Origin of the sequence: Mycolicibacter terrae, from assembly GCF_010727125.1 — a bacterium.
Taxonomy (GTDB): domain Bacteria; phylum Actinomycetota; class Actinomycetes; order Mycobacteriales; family Mycobacteriaceae; genus Mycobacterium; species Mycobacterium terrae.
The window spans coordinates 1,617,138-1,638,950 of sequence record NZ_AP022564.1 but is presented as its reverse complement, the minus strand read 5'-3'; the positions used below and the strand labels follow the sequence as shown (position 1 = coordinate 1,638,950).

Annotated in this window: 22 protein-coding genes; 9 read left to right on the top strand and 13 right to left on the bottom strand. The window is 68.8% G+C overall.

The annotated features are described in order from the left end of the window. The first annotated feature begins 17 nt into the window (after positions 1 to 17). Positions 18 to 542, top strand: coding sequence for an amino-acid N-acetyltransferase (locus tag G6N23_RS07970; RefSeq protein WP_085260427.1), 525 nt, complete (start codon positions 18 to 20; stop codon positions 540 to 542). Here the strand turns inward: G6N23_RS07970 and G6N23_RS07965 are convergent. After that, positions 539 to 1,048, bottom strand: a complete 510-nt coding sequence (locus G6N23_RS07965) for a DUF421 domain-containing protein (protein WP_085260426.1) — start codon at positions 1,046 to 1,048, stop codon at positions 539 to 541. The genes G6N23_RS07970 and G6N23_RS07965 overlap by 4 nt on opposite strands. A 179-nt stretch (positions 1,049 to 1,227) precedes the next feature. On the opposite strand from G6N23_RS07965, the gene G6N23_RS07960 reads away from it, so the two are divergent. Further along, complete coding sequence (locus G6N23_RS07960) at positions 1,228 to 2,589, top strand: wax ester/triacylglycerol synthase family O-acyltransferase (protein ID WP_085260425.1); 1,362 nt, start codon at positions 1,228 to 1,230, stop codon at positions 2,587 to 2,589. Here G6N23_RS07960 and G6N23_RS07955 read toward each other — a convergent pair. Further along, complete coding sequence (locus G6N23_RS07955) at positions 2,586 to 5,081, bottom strand: FtsK/SpoIIIE family DNA translocase (protein WP_173675028.1); 2,496 nt, start codon at positions 5,079 to 5,081, stop codon at positions 2,586 to 2,588. The two genes, G6N23_RS07960 and G6N23_RS07955, sit on opposite strands and share 4 nt — an antisense overlap. A 158-nt stretch (positions 5,082 to 5,239) precedes the next feature. On the opposite strand from G6N23_RS07955, the gene G6N23_RS07950 reads away from it, so the two are divergent. Both G6N23_RS07950 and G6N23_RS07945 read left to right on the top strand, forming a co-directional pair. Next, positions 5,240 to 5,557, top strand: a complete 318-nt coding sequence (locus G6N23_RS07950) for a putative quinol monooxygenase (RefSeq protein WP_085260559.1) — start codon at positions 5,240 to 5,242, stop codon at positions 5,555 to 5,557. After that, on the top strand, positions 5,557 to 6,372 hold the full coding sequence (locus G6N23_RS07945) for a mycofactocin-coupled SDR family oxidoreductase (RefSeq protein ID WP_085260423.1): 816 nt from the start codon (positions 5,557 to 5,559) through the stop codon (positions 6,370 to 6,372). The genes G6N23_RS07950 and G6N23_RS07945 overlap by 1 nt, the downstream gene beginning before the upstream one ends. Positions 6,373 to 6,384: 12 nt before the next feature. On the opposite strand, the gene G6N23_RS07940 is transcribed toward G6N23_RS07945, so the two are convergent. From G6N23_RS07940 to G6N23_RS07925, 4 genes are read right to left on the bottom strand one after another with little or no spacing between them, the layout of a single operon-like run. Further along, positions 6,385 to 8,061, bottom strand: a complete 1,677-nt coding sequence (locus tag G6N23_RS07940) for a ribonuclease J (RefSeq protein WP_085260422.1) — start codon at positions 8,059 to 8,061, stop codon at positions 6,385 to 6,387. Between the two features lie 7 nt (positions 8,062 to 8,068). Then, complete coding sequence (gene dapA, locus G6N23_RS07935) at positions 8,069 to 8,971, bottom strand: 4-hydroxy-tetrahydrodipicolinate synthase (protein ID WP_085260421.1); 903 nt, start codon at positions 8,969 to 8,971, stop codon at positions 8,069 to 8,071. Between the two features lie 32 nt (positions 8,972 to 9,003). Beyond that, positions 9,004 to 9,756: an FAD-dependent thymidylate synthase gene (thyX, locus tag G6N23_RS07930; protein ID WP_085260420.1), complete on the bottom strand. Its 753-nt coding sequence runs from the start codon at positions 9,754 to 9,756 to the stop codon at positions 9,004 to 9,006. Positions 9,757 to 9,787: 31 nt separating this feature from the next. Further along, the gene (locus G6N23_RS07925; RefSeq protein ID WP_085260419.1) at positions 9,788 to 10,489 is read right to left on the bottom strand and encodes a sensor domain-containing protein; all 702 of its coding nucleotides are present in this window, start codon (positions 10,487 to 10,489) and stop codon (positions 9,788 to 9,790) included. 310 nt (positions 10,490 to 10,799) lie between these two features. On the opposite strand from G6N23_RS07925, the gene mbp1 reads away from it, so the two are divergent. Both mbp1 and G6N23_RS07915 read left to right on the top strand, forming a co-directional pair. Continuing rightward, on the top strand, positions 10,800 to 11,036 hold the full coding sequence (gene mbp1 / locus G6N23_RS07920; protein WP_085260418.1) for a microaggregate-binding protein 1: 237 nt from the start codon (positions 10,800 to 10,802) through the stop codon (positions 11,034 to 11,036). A gap of 93 nt (positions 11,037 to 11,129) precedes the next feature. Further along, positions 11,130 to 11,852, top strand: a complete 723-nt coding sequence (locus G6N23_RS07915; protein WP_085260417.1) for a DoxX family protein — start codon at positions 11,130 to 11,132, stop codon at positions 11,850 to 11,852. A 32-nt stretch (positions 11,853 to 11,884) separates the two neighbouring features. Here G6N23_RS07915 and G6N23_RS07910 read toward each other — a convergent pair whose 3' ends face one another. The 3 genes from G6N23_RS07910 to G6N23_RS07900 are packed head-to-tail and all read right to left on the bottom strand — an operon-like array spanning position 11,885 to position 14,375. Next, positions 11,885 to 13,096 carry a winged helix-turn-helix domain-containing protein gene (locus G6N23_RS07910; RefSeq protein ID WP_085260416.1) on the bottom strand — a complete coding sequence of 404 codons (1,212 nt, stop codon included), beginning with the start codon at positions 13,094 to 13,096 and terminating at the stop codon, positions 11,885 to 11,887. Further along, positions 13,096 to 13,578 carry a dihydrofolate reductase gene (locus G6N23_RS07905; RefSeq protein WP_085260415.1) on the bottom strand — a complete coding sequence of 161 codons (483 nt, stop codon included), beginning with the start codon at positions 13,576 to 13,578 and terminating at the stop codon, positions 13,096 to 13,098. Before G6N23_RS07905 ends, G6N23_RS07910 begins: the two co-directional genes overlap by 1 nt. Next, positions 13,575 to 14,375 carry a thymidylate synthase gene (locus G6N23_RS07900; RefSeq protein ID WP_085260414.1) on the bottom strand — a complete coding sequence of 267 codons (801 nt, stop codon included), beginning with the start codon at positions 14,373 to 14,375 and terminating at the stop codon, positions 13,575 to 13,577. Before G6N23_RS07900 ends, G6N23_RS07905 begins: the two co-directional genes overlap by 4 nt. A 43-nt stretch (positions 14,376 to 14,418) precedes the next feature. Here G6N23_RS07900 and G6N23_RS07895 point away from each other — a divergent pair, with 43 nt between their 5' ends. The 3 genes from G6N23_RS07895 (at position 14,419) to G6N23_RS07885 (ending at position 17,378) form a co-directional block, all read left to right on the top strand. Continuing rightward, the gene (locus tag G6N23_RS07895; protein WP_085260413.1) at positions 14,419 to 15,159 is read left to right on the top strand and encodes a dienelactone hydrolase family protein; all 741 of its coding nucleotides are present in this window, start codon (positions 14,419 to 14,421) and stop codon (positions 15,157 to 15,159) included. 66 nt (positions 15,160 to 15,225) lie between these two features. Beyond that, positions 15,226 to 15,837 carry a TetR/AcrR family transcriptional regulator gene (locus G6N23_RS07890; RefSeq protein ID WP_085260412.1) on the top strand — a complete coding sequence of 204 codons (612 nt, stop codon included), beginning with the start codon at positions 15,226 to 15,228 and terminating at the stop codon, positions 15,835 to 15,837. A 2-nt stretch (positions 15,838 to 15,839) separates the two neighbouring features. Then, on the top strand, positions 15,840 to 17,378 hold the full coding sequence (locus G6N23_RS07885; protein WP_085260411.1) for an FAD-dependent monooxygenase: 1,539 nt from the start codon (positions 15,840 to 15,842) through the stop codon (positions 17,376 to 17,378). Positions 17,379 to 17,384: 6 nt separating this feature from the next. Here G6N23_RS07885 and G6N23_RS07880 read toward each other — a convergent pair whose 3' ends face one another. The 4 genes from G6N23_RS07880 to G6N23_RS07865 all read right to left on the bottom strand — a co-directional run bounded on the left by G6N23_RS07880 (position 17,385) and on the right by G6N23_RS07865 (position 21,800). Then, the gene (locus G6N23_RS07880; protein WP_085260557.1) at positions 17,385 to 18,707 is read right to left on the bottom strand and encodes an MFS transporter; all 1,323 of its coding nucleotides are present in this window, start codon (positions 18,705 to 18,707) and stop codon (positions 17,385 to 17,387) included. 75 nt (positions 18,708 to 18,782) lie between these two features. Further along, positions 18,783 to 19,778 carry a phosphotransferase family protein gene (locus G6N23_RS07875; RefSeq protein ID WP_085260558.1) on the bottom strand — a complete coding sequence of 332 codons (996 nt, stop codon included), beginning with the start codon at positions 19,776 to 19,778 and terminating at the stop codon, positions 18,783 to 18,785. A 22-nt stretch (positions 19,779 to 19,800) separates the two neighbouring features. Continuing rightward, positions 19,801 to 20,577 (bottom strand): SDR family oxidoreductase, encoded by a 777-nt coding sequence (locus G6N23_RS07870; RefSeq protein ID WP_085260410.1) that lies wholly within the window; start codon positions 20,575 to 20,577, stop codon positions 19,801 to 19,803. Beyond that, the gene (locus G6N23_RS07865; protein WP_085260409.1) at positions 20,574 to 21,800 is read right to left on the bottom strand and encodes an acyl-CoA dehydrogenase family protein; all 1,227 of its coding nucleotides are present in this window, start codon (positions 21,798 to 21,800) and stop codon (positions 20,574 to 20,576) included. The genes G6N23_RS07870 and G6N23_RS07865 overlap by 4 nt, the downstream gene beginning before the upstream one ends. Between the last annotated feature and the right edge of the window lie 13 nt (positions 21,801 to 21,813).

The window sequence follows — 21,813 nt, the reverse complement described above, 5'->3', positions numbered from 1 at the left end:
ACCGATACTGTGCAGCTGTGCATTCTGAGGCTGATCCACCGGCCCAGCGGCCCCTGATCCGGCGCGCTCGGACCTCCGACGTCCCCGCGATCAAGCAGCTGGTCGACATCTACTCCGGGAAAATCCTGCTGGAGAAGAACCTGGTGACGCTGTATGAGGCGGTCCAGGAGTTCTGGGTGGCCGAGGATTCCGAACAACAGGTGGTGGGCTGCGGCGCCCTGCACGTGCTGTGGTCGGACCTCGGTGAGGTGCGCACCATCGCCGTGGATCCGGCACTGACGGGCCGCGGTATCGGGCGCGCCCTCGTCGAACGCCTTTTGCAGGTCGCCCGCGAACTGCAGCTGCAGCGGCTGTTCGTACTGACCTTCGAGACCGCGTTCTTCGCCCGGCACGGCTTCACCGAGATCGACGGGACCCCGGTCACCGCAGAGGTATTCGCGGAGATGCAACGCTCCTACGACGTCGGGGTGGCCGAATTCCTCGACCTGAGCTACGTCAAGCCCAACACCCTGGGCAACACCCGGATGCTGTTGATCCTTTAATCCACGGCCAGACCGGCGGCCCGGCGAGTCGAGCCGATCAGGAAGCTGAACTGCCCGTCGGATTCCATCCGGCCCTCCCGGACGACGGCGAGGTCCGCTATCCCCTGTTTGCGAGCCTGCTCGCGGACCTGCGCCTCGGTGATCATCTCCTTGCGCATATTTCCGTGCAGGAGCTCGCCGTCGTGAATCACCAGCAACGGCCCCGGCCGCAGGACCCGGGCCACTCCGGGCCAGCGGTGTCCCATCCAGTTCAGCAGGTATGACCAGCCGATGATCACCCCGACCAGCAGGATCCCGTCGCTGATCGACCGGTAACCGCCCGCCATCCCGTTCTGCGCCGCGTCGGCGATCAACACCACGACGATCAGATCGGTGATGCCGTTGGTGCCCGCCTCACGTTTCAACACCACCCGCAGCAACGCGTAAATCGCTATGTAGATAACGGTTCCGCGGACAAAGATCTCCGATGGAGGTGTGTCGAAAGCGAAAAGTCGTGCCCAGTCCACGTGGCGAGATTACGCCCCCGCCGGTTGCGGAAAAACGCCGGTGTCTGGTCCGTGTCCGGTCCGTGTCCGGGGCGTGTCTGTGCATCCCCGGCGCCGCGAACCGGGGACTTCCGGCCCTGCCGCCGGCGACGCACACCGGAGATAGTGGTACTGACAGTTGCAGATAACTGGAGGTAGCCGTGACCGAGCACCTGACCCCCCTGGACACCAGCCTGCTGCACGTGGAGGACACCGACCGGCACACGCACCTGGGCATCGGCGCCCTGGCGGTGCTGGACGGTCCGATCCCCGACCACCGAGCCCTGATGTCGGTGCTGGGCGAGCGGATCGCTGCTTGCCCGCGGTTCGCCCAGCGCCTGCGGCGCCGGGTTTTCGACCTCGGGGCCGCCGAGTGGGTGCACGACGATGACTTCCGGCTGGACCGCCATGTCTGCCGCGTCGCGGTACCGGGTCCCGGCACCGACGCCGAGTTGTTCGCCGTGGTCGCTGAGGTGATGTCCTGGCCCCTGCACCGGGACCGGCCGCTGTGGGAGATCTGGGTGGTCGACGGCCTGGCCGATGGCCGCTGGGCGCTGCTGGTCAAGGTGCACCCGTGCATCGCCGACGCGGTCGCCACCGTCCACATCCTGGCCGGACTGTCCGACGAGGGCGTAGCGCACCCCACCAGGCGCGACAGTGCGGCCTGTCCCGAAAGTTCCCGGCAGCGCACCCGGTGGAACGGCGCGCTGCGGGTCGCGACCACGGTCGCCGTCGACGCGATGATCGGGGCGATAAAGGCCGACCAGACGTTGCGGGGCGCGGCGAGATTCGCGACGGGCCTGCTGCGGCCGGTCACCCCGCTCAACGGTCCGTTGACCAGCCGGCGGCGCTACACCGCGGCGCGGGTCGGCGCCGCCGAGGTCGAGCAGATCTGCCGGGCATTCGACGTGACCGTCGACGACGTCGCACTGGCGGCGGTCACCGAGAGCTACCGCAACATCCTGCTCCGCCGCGGCGAGTGGCCACAGGCCGATTCGCTGCGGACCCTGGTGCCGATCCGGCAGGCGATGCTGCTGCCGCGACTGCCGGTCGATGAGGACGACCCGGTGGTCCGGTTACGGCTCGTTCACGCCCGGCTGGCCCAGGCCACCGTCGTCGCCGAGCGCCGCGACGCGTGGATGGCGGTGGCCCGCGCGATCCCGGCCCCGGTCACCGCGTGGACCACCAACCTGCTGTCGCGGCTGCCGCAACGCAGCGTGGTGGCGTTGGCGGCCAATGTCGCCGGCCCGGACCGGCCGCTGCAGATCATGGGACGCCAGGTGTCCGCGGTGCTTCCCATCCCGCCGATCGCTCTGCGATTGCGCACCGGCGCGGCGATCCTGCGCTACGGCGACAGCCTGTTCTTCGGCGTCCTTGCCGACTACGACGCCGTCGCGGACGCCGAGGAGCTGGCGCACGGCATCGAGGCCGCCGTCCACCGCCTGTTGGTCCGCAGCAGGCGGCCCTGGCGCCGGGGGCCGGTCCGGGATCGGCACGGATTGTCGCTGGTGGTCAACGTCTAATCGTCGGCGTCCTCAACGTCATCCGGCTCGCCGCCACCGCGGATGGCCATCAGGGTGGCGGCCAGCTCATCGGGCTTGACCAGCACCTGGCGGGCCTTGGACCCCTCGGACGGGCCGACGATGCTGCGGGTCTCCATCAGGTCCATCAGCCGGCCCGCCTTGGCGAAGCCGACCCGCAGCTTGCGCTGCAGCATCGAGGTCGAGCCGAACTGGCTGGACACCACCAGCTCGACAGCCTGCAGGAAGACCTCCATGTCGTCACCGATGTCGGGATCGACGTCGGTGCGTTCGCCGCTCGGCTTGGCCGCGGTGACGCCCTCGGTGTATTCGGGCTCGGCCTGCTCCTTGGCCGCGGTGACGACGGCGTGGATCTCCTCGTCGGAGATGAACGCGCCCTGCAGCCGGATCGGCTTGTTGGCGCCCATCGGCAGGAACAGGCCGTCGCCCATACCGATCAGCTTCTCGGCGCCCGCCTGGTCGAGGATCACCCGCGAGTCGGTCAGCGACGAGGTGGCGAATGCCAGCCGGGACGGCACATTGGTCTTGATCAGGCCGGTGACGACGTCCACCGACGGGCGCTGCGTGGCCAGGACCAGGTGGATGCCGGCGGCCCGGGCCTTCTGGGTGATCCGCACGATCGCGTCCTCGACATCGCGCGGCGCGGTCATCATCAGGTCGGCGAGCTCGTCGACGATCGCGACGATGTAGGGGTAGGGCCGGTACACCCGCTCGCTGCCCAGCGGCGTGGTGATGGCGCCGGATCGCACCTTCTCGTTGAAGTCGTCGATGTGGCGCACCCGGGACGCCTGCATGTCCTGGTAGCGCTGCTCCATCTCCTCGACCAGCCAGGCCAGCGCGGCGGCGGCTTTCTTGGGCGCGGTGATGATCGGGGTGATCAGGTGCGGAATGCCCTCGTACGGCGTCAGTTCCACCATCTTCGGGTCGATCAGGATCATCCTGACCTCCTCCGGCGTGGCGCGGGCCAGCAGTGACACCAGCATCGAGTTGACGAAGCTGGACTTGCCCGAGCCGGTGGAGCCGGCCACCAGCAGGTGCGGCATCTTGGCCAAGTTGGCGCTGATGAAGTCGCCTTCGATGTCCTTGCCCAGCCCGATCACCAGCGGATGGTGATCACGGCGGGTGGACGGCGCGGTCAGCACGTCGGCCAGCCGCACCAGCTCGCGATCGGTGTTGGGCACCTCGATGCCCACGGCGGACTTGCCCGGGATCGGCGCCAGCATCCGCACGCTTTCGGTGGCCACCGCGTAGGCGATGTTGCGCTGCAACGCGGTGATCTTCTCGACCTTGACCCCGGGGCCCAGTTCCACCTCGTAGCGGGTGACGGTGGGCCCCCTGGTGCAGCCGGTGACCGCGGCGTCGACCTTGAACTGCTCGAGCACCGACGTGATCGCATCGGCCATCGCCTCGTTGGCGGCGGTGCGCTTCTTCGGTGGATCGCCGGCCAGCAGCAGGGTCAGCGGCGGCAGCGTGTAGGGACCCTCCACCACCCGGTCCAGTACCACGGTGGTGTCTGTGGGCTTGGCCGCCTTGGGTTGCTTGCGACGGGCGGGCTTGGCCGGGGGCGGTGCCGCGGTGGGGGCCTCGTCGACCGGATAGTTGTCCAGCGGGGTGCGCGACTGCCAGTCGGGGATGTCCTCGGCGACGGCGTCGCGCTCATCGTCATAGCCGACGTCATCACCGTCGTCGTAGCCGTCACCATAGCCGTCGTCGTCGTAGTAGTAGTCGTCCTCGTAGCCGCGCGCGGTGAACAGATCACGCAGCGCCTCGGGCGCTTCGCGCAGCGTGATCCCGGTCAGCAGCAGCACTCCGAACAGCACGCCGATGCACAACAGCGGCGCGGCGATCCACGCCGTCAGCCCGTCGGCGAGCGGCCCACCGATCGCGAACCCGACGAAGCCGGCGCCGTGCAGGCGGCCATCCGGGGTCTGCGGCGAGCCGGCCCACAGATGCCACAGGCCCAGGATCGGCAGCGCGACCATCGCCGATCCCAGGATCAGCCGGGGCCGATTCTCCGGGTCGGGTTCGGTGCGCATCAGCAGGACGGCGCCGACGCCGGCGAGCACCGGAAGCAGGACCACCGCCGCGCCGATCACGGTGCGCAGGCCGGTGTCGATCCATGCCCCGACCGGCCGCGCGGCGTCCAGCCAGCAACTTGCGGCGGTGACGACCGCCAGGCCCAACAGGGCCAGCGCGATGCCGTCCCGGCGATGGCCCGGGTCGATGTCGTGGGCGCGGCCGACGGACCGTGCGGTGCCGCCGGCGGCCTTGGCGACCATCAGCCAGCCCGCCCTGGCGGCCCGTCCGCAGGCCAGCCCGGCCCCGGCCAGCCCCGAGCGTTGCCGGCGCGGTGCCGGTTTGCGCCGGGCCGCCGTGCCACGGGACGGCCGTGAATTTGCCCGCGAACCAGCCTTTGACCTGCTAGTTCGCGTTCCCGATCGAGTCCCGGTCCCACTAGCCGTCTTACTAGCCATAGCCGCAAGCCTAACCGCAATACCCTCATTCGCACCATCTGCCACACTGGTCACGGCTGGGGCCGTGCGTGGTCACCCGCGTGGCACCGATCACAATGCGTCTGCGTACGGTGGCAGAGCCGAACCACAGCCTTCCGAACCTGCCCGAGGAGACCTTCATGCCGGTAATCGTCGTCGCCGCCTTCCCCGTCAAGCCCGAGTCGGTGGACATCGCCCGGGAGATCTGCACCAAAGCGGTCGGTCAGGTGCACGAGGAGCCGGGCTGCCAGCTGTACTCGGTGCACGAAGCCGACGGCTCGTTCGTGTTCATCGAACAGTGGGCCGACGCCGACGCGCTACAGGCACACTCGACGGCTCCGGCGGTCGCCGAGCTGGTCGGGAACCTCAAAGAGCACCTGGCCGGGGCACCGGACGTCAAGATGCTGCAGCCGCTTCCGGCCGGCGACCCCGCCAAGGGCCAGCTGCGGGCCGATTGATGGGGTCGCTGGACGGCAAAGTCGCCTTCATCACCGGCGCCGCGCGCGGCCAGGGCCGGGCCCACGCCGTGCGACTGGCCGGCGAGGGCGCCGACATCATCGCGGTCGACCTGTGCGACCAGATCGCCAGCGTGCCCTATCCGATGGCCACACCGGACGATCTGGCCGCCACGGTCAAGCTGGTCGAGGACACCGGTGCGCGCATTGTTGCCGCCACCGCCGATGTCCGCGACCAGCCGGCGCTCACGGCGGCGCTGCAGGCCGGGATCGATGCCCTCGGCCGGCTGGACATCGTGGTGGCCAACGCCGGTATCGCCCCGATGGCGGCCGCCGACGGCTGGGGCGATGTCATCGACGTCAACCTCACCGGCGTCTACCACACCATTGAGGCCGCGATCCCGGCGCTTACCGCACACGGCGACGGCGGGTCGATCGTGTTGATCAGCTCGGCCGCCGGCCTGGCCGGCATCGGCAGCCACGACGCCGGGGCCATCGGGTACACCGCCGCCAAGCACGGGCTGGTCGGATTGATGCGGGTGTACGCCAACTTGCTGGCACCACAGAGCATTCGGGTCAACTCGGTGCACCCGGCCGGTGTCGACACGCCGATGATCAACAACGACTACACCCGGGGCTGGCTGGCCGAGCTCACGGCCCGGACCGGAGCGCCGCCGGACATGGGCAATGCGCTGCCAGTGCAGGTGCTGCAATCGGAGGACATCGCCAATGCGGTGGCCTGGCTGGTGTCTGAGGCGGCCCGCTACATCACCGGCGTCGCGCTGCCCGTCGACGCCGGGTTCGTCAACAAGCGCTGAGCCGCTGTCGGATCAGATCTCGATAACGGTCGGCACGATCATCGGCTGCCGTCGGTAGACCTCGCCGACCCACTTGCCCACCGTGCGGCGCACCGCCTGGGCGATCCGGGTCGGATCGGTAACCCGCTCGGCGGCAAGCGATTCCAGCTCCGCTTCGACCTTGCGGGCCGCCGATTCCAGCGCCTTGGGGTCTTCGGAGAAGCCCCGCGAATGCAGATGTGGCGGCGCGACGGCCTTGCCGGTCCCGCGGCGCACCACCACGGTTATCGCGACGAATCCGCTGGACAGGATCAGCCGCTCCCCCAGCGTCGCGTCGCCGACGTCGCCGTCCACCAGTCCGTCGACGTACATTTTGCCGACCGGGACCGCCCCGGCGATACTCGCCTTACCGGCGACCAGGTCGACGCTGACGCCGTTCTCGGCCAACAGAATCGACTCCTCCGGCACCCCGGTGCGCGTGGCCAGCGCGGCGTTGGCGCGCAGCATCCGCCAAGTCCCGTGCACCGGCATCACGTTGCGGGGCCGTATCCCGTTGTAGAGGAACAGCAACTCCCCGGCGTAGGCGTGCCCGGAGACGTGGACCCGCGCCGCGGCGTTGGTCACCACCCGGGCACCGATCTTGGCCAGCGCATCCATCACGCCGTAGACCGCCTCTTCATTGCCCGGGATCAGCGACGACGACAGCACCACCAGATCGCCGGCGGTCAGCGTGATGGAGCGGTGCTCGCCCCGCGACATCCGCGACAGCGCCGACAGCGGCTCGCCCTGGGTTCCGGTGGTGACCAGCACCACCTTCTCCGGCGGCATCATCTCGGCGGCGCCGATGTCGACCAGATCGGAGTCGGCGACCCGTAGCAAGCCCAGATCCTTGGCGATGCCCATGTTGCGGACCATCGATCGGCCGACGAACGACACCCGGCGGCCCAGCGCGACCGCGGCATCGACGATCTGCTGCACCCGGTCCACATTCGAGGCGAAGCATGCCACGATCACCCGGCCCTCGGCGCCGCGGATCAGCCGGTGCAGGGTGGGGCCGACCTCGCTCTCGCTGGGCCCCACGCCGGGTATCTCGGCGTTGGTCGAGTCGCACAGGAACAGGTCCACGCCCTTGTCGCCCAGGCGCGACATGCCGGGCAGGTCGGTGGGGCGCCCGTCGGGCGGCAGCTGGTCGAGTTTGATGTCGCCGGTGTGCAGCACGGTGCCGGCACCGGTGTGCACCGCGATCGCCAGCGCATCCGGGATGGAGTGGTTGACCGCGAAGTATTCGCATTCGAACACCCCGTGGGTGCTGCGCTGGCCTTCGGCGACCTGGACGAACACCGGCTTGATGCGGTGTTCTCGGCACTTGGCGGCGACCAGCGCGCAGGTGAACCGCGATCCGACCACCGGGATGTCGGCCCGCAGTTTGAGCAGGAACGGGATGGCGCCGATGTGGTCCTCGTGGGCATGGGTCAGCACCAGTGCTTCGACGTCGTCGAGCCGGTCGACGATGTGCCGGATGTCGGGCAGGATCAGGTCGACGCCGGGCTCGTCGTGTCCCGGGAACAGCACGCCGCAGTCGATGATCAGCAACCGGCCGAGATGCTCGAAAACGGTCATGTTGCGGCCGATCTCGCTGATGCCGCCTAGCGCGGTGACACGCAGTCCGCCGGCAGTCAGCGGGCCGGGCGGTTTGAGGTCCTCATTCACTCGCACCTCACCCGAGGACCGACGCGGTGCGCATGTCGAGGGCCAGTTCGTCGATCTCGGCCGCGGTCGCCGGCACCATCGGCAGGCGGGGGTCGCCGGCGTCGAAGCCCTGCAGCCGCAGACCCGCCTTGACGAAGGTCACCCCGCCGGTGCGGGCCATCGCGTTGGACAGCGGCGCGATCGCGACGTTGATCTTGCGGGCGGTCTCGACGTCGCCGGCGGCGTAGGCGGCCAGCATGTCGCGCAGCTGACCGGCCACGAAGTGCGAGATCACGCTGACGAACCCGGTGGCGCCCATCGCCAGCCACGGCAGGTTCAGGGCATCGTCACCGGAGTAGTAGGCCAGCCCGGTCTCGGCCATGATCTGCGCCGCGGCGTGCAGGTCGCCCTTGGCGTCCTTGATCGCCACGATGTTCGGGTGCTCCGCCAGTTCGAAGATGGTGTCCGGGGCGATCGGCACCACCGAGCGCGCCGGGATGTCATAGAGCATCACCGGCAGCGGGCTGGCGTCGGCGACGGCGGTGAAGTGCGCCAGCAGCCCGGACTGCGACGGACGCGAGTAGTACGGCGTCACCACCAGCAGGCCGTGCGCGCCGACCCCGGCGCAGGCCTCGGCGAGCCGGACGCTGTGCTCCGTGTCGTTGCTGCCGGCGCCGGCGATGATGCGGGCGCGGTCGCCGACCGCCTCGACCACGGCGCGCAGCAGGGTGAGCTTCTCGTAATCCGCGGTGGTCGGCGACTCGCCGGTGGTCCCGGAAAGCACCAGGCCATCGCAGCCGGCGTCGACGAGGCGGTTCGCCAGGCGCACGGCTACGTCGGTGTCCACCGAGCCGTCCGCACTGAACGGGGTCACCATCGCGGTCAGCACGGTGCCCAACTGCGCCTTGGCATCGAATCCGCTGCTGCTCACGGCCCCAAGATTACCTGGCGCCGTAAAGTTGCTCAGACCTCGGTGGCGAGCGGACTGGTGGCGACTTCGGTGCCGTCGGTCAAGGTGCTGATCTGGAAGTCCCCGAATGCCGCCGGGGCCACGCCGGTGAGCTGTCGCAAGCACTCAACGGCCAACCGGCGAATCTCGACGTCGGCGTGCTCGCTGGCGCGCATCGCGATGAAGTGCCGCCACGCCCGATAGTTGCCGGTCACCACGATGCGGGTCTCGGTGGCGTTGGGCAGCACCGCGCGGGCGGCTTGGCGGGCCTGTTTGCGCCGCAGCACAGCGCTGGGCTGATCAGCCAATTTGGCTTCCAACCGGGCCAGCAGCTCGGCGTAGGCGGCGCGGCTGGCGTCGGCGGCCTCGGACAGTATCTGCTGTAACTCCGGGTCGTCCTCCATGCCGGGGGGCACCACGATCCGCGAATCGGGTTCGGGCACGTAGCGCTGCGACAGCTGGGAGAACGAGAAATGCCGGTGCCGGATCAGCTCGTGAGTGGCCGACCGTGAGACCCCGGTGATGTAAAAGCTCACGACGGCGTGCTCGAGCACCGAGAAGTGCCCGACATCGATGATGTGCTGCAGGTAGGCGGCGTTGGTGGCGGTTCGCGGGTTGGGCTTGGACCAACTCTGGTAACAGGCGCGCCCGGCGAACTCGACCAGTGCCGGCCCGCCGTCCGCGTCGGTGCTCCAGGACACGTCCGGCGGCGGGATGAACTCGGTCTTGGCAATCAGTTGCACGCGCAGCGGCGCCGTCTCGGCCACGGCACTCACCTTAAGGCGTGCCGGTCCGGCGTCAGCCGTTCGGCACTTTCGCGGCGATTTGCCGCGCGATCAGGGCCGCGGAGTCCTTCGGGTCGGCACTGCAGGTGTTGACGTCGACGACGACGTTGTTGGCCACGGCCAGCGCCCGCCCACAGGCCTGCCACGCCGAGTCACCGGCGTTCTGCTGGATCGCGACGGTGCTCAGCAGGCCTTCGGCGGTCGAGATCCTTCCGGCGGTCCACTCCGAGCCGCTCTGGGTGTGGGTGTACTCGTGACATTGCGGCCACTGCTTGGCGGAGGCCTGCAGAAATGCCTCGGCCTGCTTGGCGGTCGGGAACAGCACCACGGCTTGATCGACATAGTGGGCGTTGTCATCGCCGTCGCTGACAGCCTGCTCGCGCACCGCGCGGTAGCCGCTGGACGCATACACCTGTTCCTGCGCGACTCCGTCGACGGCCAGGCATTCCCGGGGCTCCATCGTGGTGCTGTCATCGGGCAGCACATCGTGGGGAGCGTTCGCCCTCATATCGGTCACCCCCATGATCGGGTTGATCTCGTCGGGGGTGAGCAGAAGCGCCCGCAGACCGTCTTCGGCGACCGGCACGATGGTGGCGGTCGTGGTGCTCGGCGGCGGCGCGCCGGCGCTGGGCTTTGCCGTCCCCCCACCGTTGCCGCAACCGGCGACCGCGATGCAGCCGACAACGACGAAACCCCACGAAACCGAACCCCGCACGCGATCACATCCCGTGTTTCCGACCAGGCCTGTCGATCTGCACGCCAGCCTAGGGCGTCACCGATCAGTTATCGCCAGGGTAACCAAAACCGGGGAGTTGCGCCGGAAACGCCACGTGCTGTCCCAACACCATTGGGGCCGAACCCTTTTGGCATCGGGGGCGAGTTGTACGACGACGCTCGAAGTTTACGGCGTAAGCGAGGGGGGTATCCCGGCGTATCGGCGGCCATCCCGGCCGCCTGCTGGGCGGATCGACCCGCACGCCGTGCGGCGTCTGTCCGGATTTGACCGATCAAGAGAGGCACACCAGATGAGTGACAAGGACAGCGGGCCCGAAGCCGGCATCAAGGGCGTCGTCGAAGACGTCAAGGGCAAGGCCAAGGAGGCCGTCGGCACCGTGACCGGCGACGACTCGCTCAAGCGCGAAGGCCAAGCGCAGCAGGACAAGGCCGAGGCCCAGCGCGAGGTTGCGGCCAAGGAGGCCGAGGCCGAAAAGGCCCGCGCCAAGGCCGCCGCGGATGAGGCCCGCGAGCGTGCCGAGCAGTAATCCCACCGGCGATGCGGTGCCGGCGGGTTTCGACCCGCCGGTACCGCGCCGGAGTCATCGGAAGCCACCGGAACTCAAGGGGGCCCTGTGTTGATGCGCAGAATTGCCCGTCCGCTGCTCGCGGCGGCATTTGTCGGTCAGGGTGTGGAGGCGTTGCGCCGGCCGCAGGAAGCCGGCCAGACCGCCCGTCCGGCCTTCGACGGGCTCAAACAGCTACCGGATGAGATTTCGGCGAAGGTGCCGTCCGACGTCGAAACGTTCGCCAGAGCCAACGCGCTGGTCCAGATCGGCGGTGGCCTCTTGCTGGCCAGCGGCAGGCTGCCGCGGGTCGCCGCTGCGGTGCTGGCGGGCACGGTCATTCCGGGCAGCGCGGGCCGCCACATGTTCTGGACGGAGCCCGACGCCCAGCGCAGGGCAGAACAGCGCCAGGCGTTGCTGACCGACGTCAGCCTGATCGGCGGGTTGATGATCGCGGCCTTCGACACCGAAGGGAAGCCCTCGCTGGGCTGGCGGGCTCGCCGCGCCGCCCGGCACGCCTACCGGCGCGCAGCCACGGCCTTGCCCACCACCTCCGGTGATGCGGTGCTCGAGACGGTCGGCGACAAGGTGAGCACGGGCCTGCAGGCCGGCGCCGAACACGGCCGCGAACTCGCCGAGATGGTGAGTGAGAAGGCCGGCCCGTTACTCGAGGCAGCGACCGGGCGGGGAGCCCAGCTCGCCGAGGTCGCCGCCGACCGCGGAACCGAACTGGCACACGCGGCCCGGGAAGGCGCCGCCACGCTCGCCGAGAGCGCCCGCCGGCGCCTGCACCGATGAGCCGGCCTCGATCGCCGGTATCGGCCGGTGGTTCACCGCCTTAGCCGGGTTCGGCGCAGCTGCCCCGCCAGGTCCCCGCGCTCCCCCACGCTCACCCGGCTCAGTCCCAGCCAGGAGGCCATCGACTCCAGCTCGGCGAGCAGCGCGGTCGCCACATGTTCGGGTGGCCGGCCGTCTTCGGCGAACGCCCCGACGACGTGCAAGGCGTCGCGGGTTCGGTCGGCTTTGAGGTCCACCCGGCCGACCAGCTCCCCGTCCAGCAGAAACGGCCACACGTAGTAGCCGTGCCGGCGTTGCGCGGCAGGGGTATAGATCTCGAGCCGGTAGTGAAAGTCGAACAGCCGCTGCGCCCGGGGGCGGAAGAAGATCAGTGGGTCGAACGGGCACAGCAGCGCGGTACCCCGATCGGTCCGCGGAACCGCCTGCCCGGCACGCAGGTAGGCCGGCGCGTCCCATCCGGTCACCGCGACCGGCTGGAGTTCGCCGGCGGCGACCAGCTTCGCGATCGCCGGTCTGGCCTGGCGAGACGACAGCCGGAAGTAGTCGCGCAGGTCGGCCTCGGTGCCCACCCCCAGCGCTCCGGCGGCCCGCAGCACCAGTTCCTGCACCGCCTCGGCGTCGTCGAGCTCGGCGGCCAGCACCGGCGCCGGCAGCACGTTCTCCACCAGGTCATAGTGCCGGGCGAACCCGACCCGGGTGGCGGTGGTCAGCACCCCGGCGGCGAACAGTGCCTCGGCCACCCACTTGGTGTCGCTGCGGTTCCACCATGTTCCCTTACCGCGCTTGGGCCGGGCCGCCAGATGCGCCTCGATCTGCCCGGCGGTTGCCGGCCCGAGTTCGGCGACGGCGCCGACGATGTCGTCAGCCAGTCGCGGGTTGGGCGGCACATTGCCCCACCGACCGTGGGTGTACTGCCGCATCCGCCAGCGCATCAGCGGCCAGTCGTCGACCGCCATCAGGGCTGCCTCGTGCGCCCAGTATTCGACCAGCAGCCGCGGCGAGCGGGCACTGTGACTCCACGCGGCGCGATCCAGCACGGTGCGGTCATAAGGCCCCAACCGGCTGAACACCGGGGCGTAATGGGCGCGCACCGCCACCGACACCGAGTCCAGTTGCAGCACCTGGATGCGGGATATCAGTCGCTTCAGGTGCGTCCGCGTCACCGGGGAGCTGGGCTTGGGCGCCGCGAATCCCTGTGCGGCAACGGCGATACGGCGTGCCTGCACCGAGGTCAGCGTTACCATCAGCGACGGTAGCTGTGGAACCGGTACCGCAGGCCGCCCTCGCTGGTCAGCCAGGGCCCGGTGGTGCCCTGCCAGGACTCGTCGAGCACCGGCGCGACGGCGTCCGCGTCTTGGCGGGGCAGGTCGATCTCGACCTCGGTCACCTCACATCGGGTGGCCAGCGGCAGCGCCAGTGCGTAGATCTGCGCGCCGCCGATCACCCAGGTCTCGGCATCGGTCAGCGCCGCCTCCAACGTCGGTACCACTTCGGCGCCGTCGGCGCTGTAGTCCGGGCGGCGGGTCACCACCACATTGGTGCGTCCCGGCAGTGGCCGCACGGCGGCTGGCAGTGATTCCCAGGTGAGCCGGCCCATCACCACCCGATGCCCCAGGGTGAGCTCCTTGAAGCGCGCCTGGTCTTCCGGCAGCCGCCACGGGATGCCGCCGGCCCGCCCGATGACTCCCGACACCGACTGCGCCCAGATCAACGCGGGCGAGCTCATACCGCCACGGGCGCCTTGATCGCCGGATGCGGGTCATAGTCGACGATCCCGATGTCGTCGAAAGTGTAGTCGAAGATCGAATCCCGTTGCGCCAAGACCAGTTTCGGGTAGGGACGGGGCTCGCGGGACAGCTGCTGGCGCACCTGCTCGACGTGGTTGTCGTAGATGTGGCAATCCCCACCGGTCCAGACCAACTCCCCGACGTCCAGCCCGGCCTGCGCGGCCATCATGTGGGTGAGCAGCGCATAGCTGGCGATGTTGAACGGCACCCCGAGGAACAGGTCCGCGCTGCGCTGATACAGCTGACACGACAGCCGCCCGTCGGCGACGTAGAACTGGAACAGGGCGTGGCACGGTGCCAGTGCCATCTTGTCCAGTTCGCCGACGTTCCACGCCGAGACGATGATGCGGCGCGACGCCGGGTCGGTGCGCAGCAACTCCACCGCGCGCGCGATCTGGTCGATGTGCTCCCCGGTCGGGGTCGGCCAGGAACGCCACTGCACTCCGTACACCGGCCCGAGATCACCGGTCGCCGAAGCCCATTCGTCCCAGATGGTGACGCCGTGTTCCTGCAACCAGCCGATGTTGGAGTCGCCGCGCAGAAACCACAACAGCTCGTAGACCACCGAGCGGACGTGCACCTTCTTGGTGGTGATCAGCGGGAAGCCGGCGGACAGGTCGTAGCGCAGCTGGTGGCCGAACAGGCTGCGGGTGCCGGTGCCGGTCCGGTCGGCCTTCGGGGTTCCACGCTCGAGCACCAGGGCCAGCAGGTCCTCATACGGAGTGGCGATCGGCACGCCGCCCAGCCTAGCGGCCGATCCGCGGAGTACAACGGTAGCCATGCCGACCATCACCGACACCATCACCACCGCCGACGGCGACTGCCCCATCACCCTGCACACCCCCGAAGGGGCGGGCCCCTGGCCGGGCGTCGTCATGTACGTCGACGCCGGGGGTGTCCGCGACACCTTTCGCGACATGGCCGCCACGCTGGCCGACTACGGCTACGCGGTGCTGTTGCCCGACGTCTACTACCGGCACCCGGGCTGGGCGCCGTTCGACATGGCGACGGTATTCAGCGACGCCAAGGAGCGCGGGCGACTGTTCTCCATGATCGGCAAGGTGACCCCGGCGATGATGAGCAGTGACGCCGGGGCGTTCTTCGACTACCTGGCCGGCCGCCCGGAGGTCAGCGGGGACCGGTTCGGGGTCTGCGGTTACTGCATGGGCGGGCGCACGTCGGTGGTGGTCGCCGGAGCGCACGGCGACCGGGTGGCGGCCGCGGCCTCGTTTCACGGGGGAGGCCTGGTCACCGACGCGCCCGACAGCCCGCACCTGCGCGCAGCGCAGATCCGCGCCGCCGTGTATGTGGCCGGCGCCAAGGACGACGCCTCGTTCACTGCCGCGCAGGCCCAAACCCTCGACGAGGCGCTGACCGCGGCCGGCGTCGAGCACACCGTCGAAATCTACCCGGCCGGACACGGGTTCGCCGTCCCCGACAACGCGCCCTATGACGCCGACGCCGCGGCCCGGCACTGGGCGGCGATGCGGGAGTTGTTCGGCGGCGCGCTGGCCGGGTAGCCAACCCCAAATTATTGCCCTATAGGCAATTTTGCCCACTAGGCAGTTTTTCTGTACGGTGGCGACATGACCGGTTTGCGAGAGCGCAAGAAGGCCGATACCCGCCGCGCGCTGTCGGACGCTGCCCTGCGACTGACCTTTGAACGCGGCCTCGACGACGTCACCCGAGAAGACATCGCCAACCTCGCGGGGGTGTCGCTGCGAACCTTCAGCAACTACTTCTCCAGCAAGTACGAGGCGTTGGCATACCGGCAGACCGAACGCCTGCGCCGCAGTGTCGCCCTGCTGCGTGAGCGTCCCGCCGGCGAGTCGCTGTGGACGTCGATCGCCGAGGCGATACTCGGGCCCATCGAAGACGACTTCGCCGCATCGGACCGTCCGCCGACCCGCGCTGAACTCACCGAGGTTCGGAAAGCGCTGAGCAACAGCGACATCCGCAACGCCGTTCCCCGCTCCTTGTTCGACGAGTACGTCTCGGCTATCGCCGAACGCACCGGCACCGATCCACGACGCGACACCTATCCACGGCTGACGGCAGCCGTCATCCATGCGGTTGTCGAAGCCACCATGGACACCTACGCCGCCCTTGATCCACCCGCCGCCTACCCGGGCCTGCTCCGCGCGGCCTTCGCCGACGTCGCGGCCGGGCTGCCGGCGCCCACCGGCCGAAAGGCATGAGCATGGCGGCGGCAACCGACTATCCCGTCGTCATCGCGGGCGCAGGACCCAACGGGCTGATGCTGGCGTGCGAGCTGGCACTGGCCGGAATCCAGCCCGTCGTGCTCGACGGGCTACCCGGCCCCAGCTCCGAGCCGAAGGCCAATGGTCTTGTCGGGCAGGTGGTTCGGATGCTCGACTTGCGCGGACTGTACAACCGGTTCAGCGGTGACGACCAGCCGCCGCACCCCGTGCCCGCGTGGATGTTCTCCGGGATGACGCTGGACTTGTCGCTGAGTTTCACCGGCGCACGGGCCAATCCTATGTACGCGATGCCGGTGCCCCAACCGCGGCTGGTGCGGCTGCTGCTGGATCGGGCCGATGAACTCGGCGTGCAGGTGCGTTGGGGACACGAACTCACCGGGCTCTACGCCCGCGACGATGCCGTGACGGCGACGGTCAGCTCCCCCGACGGCGACTACGCCCTGGCGACCGACTATCTGGTGGGCGCCGACGGGGGCCGCAGCGTGGTGCGCAAGAAGGTGGGAATCGACTTCCCGGGCACCACGGCGCAGACCGTCTCCCGGCTGGCGCACGTGCAGATTCCGGAGAGCCTGCGTTCCACCGACCGCAGCCTGCAGATACCGGGATTCGGACGGATCTCGCATGGTCACAACAGGTTCGACCGCGGATTGGTGATATTCGCCGAACTCGAGCCCGAGCGGGCGCTGTTGGGCACACTGGAATTCGGCCGCTCGACCGAAGACGGCCCGATGACGATCGCCGAGCTACGACAGAGCCTGCAGCGCATTCTCGGCGCCGACATCGCGTTCGACGAACCTTCGGGACCGGGTCCCCATGCGCTCCGTCGGATCGAAGGCCAGAACAGCCGACAGGCCGAACGCTACCGCGCCGGACGGGTATTGCTGCTGGGCGACGCGGCGCACGTGCACAGCGCAATGGGTGGGCCGGGACTGAATCTGGGGTTGCAGGACACCGCCAACCTGGGCTGGAAGCTGGCCGCCGAGATCAATGGCTGGGCGCCCGATGGGCTGCTGGACAGCTATGAGACCGAGCGGATGCCGCTGGGACAGCGGGTGATGATGCACTCGATGGCCCAGACCGCACTGGTGTCGCCCGGCCCTCACGTCGCCGCGCTACGAGACCTTTTCGGTGAGCTGATCGCCATCCCGCAGGTGTCGGCGCACATCGCCGAACTGCTCGCCGGCACCGATGTCCGCTACGACGTCGGCGACAACCACCGGTTGTCCGGGTGGCATGTCCCGGATCTCACATTCGACGACGGTCGCCGGGTCGCCCAACTTCTACACAGTGGACGCGCCGTGCTGCTCGACCTGGCCGACGGCACCGCGGCATCCGCCGCACGCCCGTGGGCCGATCGAGTCGACGCCGTCACCGCTGCGGCACCGGAGCCACCGGCTGCAGCCATGCTGATCCGACCCGACGGCTACATCACTTGGGCAACAGATGATTTCGATGCCCGGCAGCAGCCAGTACTGGAGGCCGCGCTGACGAGATGGTTCGGCGCGCCGGGTAGCTGATCCCGATCAACCGGGGTGCAAGGCGTCACCGACATGGTCGGCGACCCCGACGCCGTCCAGCGCGGTGTCGCGGGTTTCGCGCATCACCAACAGCGCGACGAAGGAGCACGCGGCCGCAGCCGACAGATAGACCCCGACCCAGCGCACGCCGTGTTCGGTGGCCAGCCAGGTGGCGATGAACGGTGCCACCGCCGCGCCCAGAATGCTCGCCGCGTTGTAGGAGACGCCGGAGCCGGTATAGCGGACGTTGGTCGGGAACAACTCGGGCAGGACCGCACTCATCGGGCCGAACGCCAAGCCCATCAACGTCATCCCGATGATCAGGAAGGCCAGTGTCGCGCCTGAGGATCGGTTCGGGCCCAGGAAGACGCCGAAGGTGGTTCCGTACACCATGATTCCGGCGGTGAACACCAGCAGCACCGGGCGCCGGCCGAATCGGTCGGCCAGCGCTCCCGACATCGGCAGCACGACCACGAAGAACATCACCGCGATCAGTTGCAGTCCCAGGAAGTCGGCGTAGCTGTATCCCAGCCCGGTGCCCTCGGGCGGGCGCTTAGCGGTGCCGTAGCTCAACGTCCAGGTGGTCACGGTGTAGAACAGCGTGTACGTCGCCACCATCACCAGCGTGCCGATGATCAGCTGACGCCAGCTGCCCCGGATCACTTGGGCGATCGGCGCGTTGACGCGCTGCCCGCTCTCGATCGCCTGCGCGAAGACCGGCGTCTCGGTGAGCCGTAACCGGACATAAAGTCCGACGGCCACCATCGCGGCGCTGAGCAGGAACGGGATCCGCCAGCCCCAGGTGAGAAACGCCCCGTACCCGTCCGGACCGGCGGTAGCCGGATCCAGCCTTCGGAGCAGGATCAGGAAGATCGCGGTGGCGAGCAGGAATCCCAACGGCGCACCCAGCTGCGGCCAGATTCCCGCCGAGGCCCGCCTCCCCGGTTTGGCGGTCTCGGTGGCCAGCAGCGCCGCACCGCTCCATTCGCCGCCGAGTGCCAGACCCTGGCTGAACCGCAGGACAGCCAGTAATACCGGCGCGACCAGGCCGATCTGGTGGTACGTGGGCAGCGCACCGATCAGGAACGTCGCGATGCCCATCACCAGCAACGAGGCCACCAGCGTGGTCTTGCGGCCCAGCCGATCGCCGAAGTGGCCGAACAGGATCGACCCCACGGGCCGGGCCACGAACGCCAGGCCGAACGTCGCCAACGACGCCAGCAGTGCGGCATTTGCGTTTCCCGGCGGGAAGAACAGGTGCGGGAAGACGGTGACCGCCGCGGCGGCATAGACGTAGAAGTCGTAGAACTCGATGGTGGTGCCGATCATCGACGCCACCGCTATTCTGCGGCGCGGAACCCCGTCGACGAGGTCGGGCTCTGGGGTGCGGGTCACCAGCTCCTCTCAGATACCCGCGTCCTCGGCGACCTCGCGGGCCTTCTGCACGAGCGCGTCGATCCAGGCGGTGATGGGCGTTCCCGCGGCGGCCTTGTTCGCCGGGTTCTCCATCACCCGCCGAACGATCCCCTCGGCGATGATCGCGAGCTTCCACAGCCCCAGCGCGTGCCAGAATTCGAGCGTCGCCGCATCACGTCCGGTCTGCTCCAGGTACACCCGGGCCAGCTCGGACCGGTCGGGAAAGCCGTCCAGCGTGCTGATGACGAACTCCCCGGCGATGTCCTCCTCGCCGGGCCGCGGCCAGTACCCCAGCAGGCTGCCCATGTCGGCCAGCGGGTCGCCGAGGGTGGACAGCTCCCAGTCCAGCACGCTGATCACTTCCCCGTTCTCCGGTGAGGTGATCACGTTGCGCAGGTGAAAGTCGCCGTGCACCAGGGTGAGTTCCTGCTGCGGCGGCGCCGCGGCGACGAGGCGCCGGGTCAGGTCATCGAGTGCGGGTAGCTCCCGCATCTTGGATTTCTCCCATTGACCGGCCCAGCGTTTGAGCTGGCGCTCGGCATACGGCTTGTGGCTGGCCAGATCGTCGAGGCCGACGGCTTTGATGTCGACGGCGTGGATCTTGGCCAGTGTCTTGGGCATTGACAGCCCGATCTGCCGGCGCCGCTCCCGAGACAGCGATTCGGCCACCGACATCCGGTCGGCCACCACCCCGGCGACGTACTCCATCAACAGCAGCGGCGTGCCGTCTGGATCGCGGGTCAGCCCGTACACCCGCGGCGTGGGCACGTCGGTGTCCTCCAGGGCGGCAAGAATCCGTGCCTCTCGGGCTACGTCATGGGCCGAGGCCAGCAGCTTGCCCAGCGGCGGCCGGCGCAGCACCCAGCGGTGATCGGCCGCGTCGGAAACCAGGTAGGTCAGGTTCGACTGCCCGATCCCGATCCGCTCAAATCTCAGCGGGCGGGTGACGGGGATACCCAGCTGCGCAATCCAGCGCGCCACCATCGGCGGATCGACGCCGACAACGTCAGCCACCGAAGCCCGCCCGGTACCCGCTTGCGTCGCCGAGGATTTGACCGCCGTCGATCACCAGGGTCTGCCCGGTGATCCAGCTCGCGGCATCCGACACCAGGAACGCGACCGCGCCGGCCACGTCGACCGGCTCGCCGATCCGGCCCAGCGGTGTCGTCGTCGACAGGGCCTGCTCGTGTTCCTTCCAGAGCACCTCGGCCATCTTGGTGCGCACCACACCCGGGCAGATGGCGTTGACCCGGATACCGGGCGAAAGTTCCAGCGCCAGTTGCTTGGTCACGTGGATCAGCGCGGCCTTGGTGGCGTTGTACATGCCCATCAGCGGCCCGAAACTCATCCCGCCGATCGAAGCGGTGTTGATCACGACGCCGCCGTGCTCGCCCATCCAACCCTTCACCGCGCACGACGTCCACAGCAGCGGACCCCACAGGTTGATGTCGAAGATCTTGGCGAACCGGGCGTGGTCCTGGTCGATCAGGGGGCCGAACGCGGGATTGGTGCCAGCGTTGTTGACCAGGATGTCGACACTGCCGAACCGCTCCAGGGTGAGATCGATGCACCGCTGCGCGGCATCGTCTTCGGCGACGTGCGCTGCCACACCGAGCACGTTACCGTCGACCTGGGCCGCGGCGGCGTCGGCACTCTCCTGATTCCGTGAGGTGAGAACCACGTTGGCCCCAGCCTGGGCCAGGCGCTGGCCGGTCGCCAACCCGATGCCCCGGGATCCGCCGGTGATGATCGCGGTGCGCCCCTTCAGATCCTGTGTCGTCATCGTGCACCCTCGGAGTATTTGGCCAGTTCCTGGCGGGCGATGGCGCGCTTGTGCACCTCGTCGGGACCGTCGGCGAGTCGCAGGGTGCGCAGGTGCGCCCAGAAGCCCGCCAGCGGGAAGTCATCGGTGACGCCACCGGCGCCGTGCACCTGTATGGCCCGGTCGACGATCTTCAGCGCGATGTTGGGTGCGGCGACCTTGATCGCCGCGATCTCGACCTGCGCCGCCTTGTTGCCGACGGTGTCCATCAGGTATGCGGTCTTGAGGGTGAGCAGGCGGATCATCTCGATGTCTATGCGCGCCTCGGCGATCCAGTCGCGGATGTTGGCGTTGTCGGAGACCGGCTTGCCGAACGTGACCCGGGACTGTGCGCGCGTGCACAGCAACTCCAGTGCCCGCTCCGCCATGCCGATGGCCCGCATGCAGTGGTGGATGCGGCCCGGCCCGAGCCGGGCCTGGGCGATCGCGAACCCCTCGCCTTCACCCTTGAGCACGTCTTTGGCCGGCACCCGAACGTCTTTGAAGTCGATCTCGGCGTGGCCCTCGCGGTCCTGGTAGCCGAAGACCGGCAGCCCACGCACGATGGTGACACCCGGGGCGTCGATCGGAACCACCATCATCGACTGCTGGCGATACGTCGCAGTGTTCGGGTCGGTCTTTCCCATCACGATCATGACCTTGCAGTTTTGATGCAAAGCGTTGGACGCGAACCACTTACGTCCGTTGAGGAGGTAGTCCCCGGTCGCCTCGTCTTTGTCCATCGACAGCTGCACGTTGGTGGCGTCCGAGCTGGCCACCTGCGGTTCGGTCATCACGAACGCCGAACGGATGGTGCCCTCCAGCAGCGGCTTGAGGTACTTCTCCTTGTGTTCGTCACTGCCGAAGAGCGTGAACACCTCCATGTTGCCGGTGTCGGGAGCGCTACAGTTGCAGGCTTCCGGCGCCAGATGCGGACTGCGGCCCATGATCTCGGCCAGCGGCGCGTATTCCAGGTTGGTCAGGCCCGGCCCCCATTCGGCGTGCGGATGGAACAGGTTCCACAAGCCGCGCTCGCGCGCCTGCGCCTTGAGCTCCTCCAGGATCGGCGGCTGAAAATGCGGATCGCCGGATTCGGCCATCTGCGTCTCGTAGACCGACTCGGCCGGATAGACGCAACTGTCCATGAACTCCAGCAGATCGGACTGATACTTCGCGGCGCGTTCAGAGATATCGAAAAGGGACATGCAGGCTCCTCAC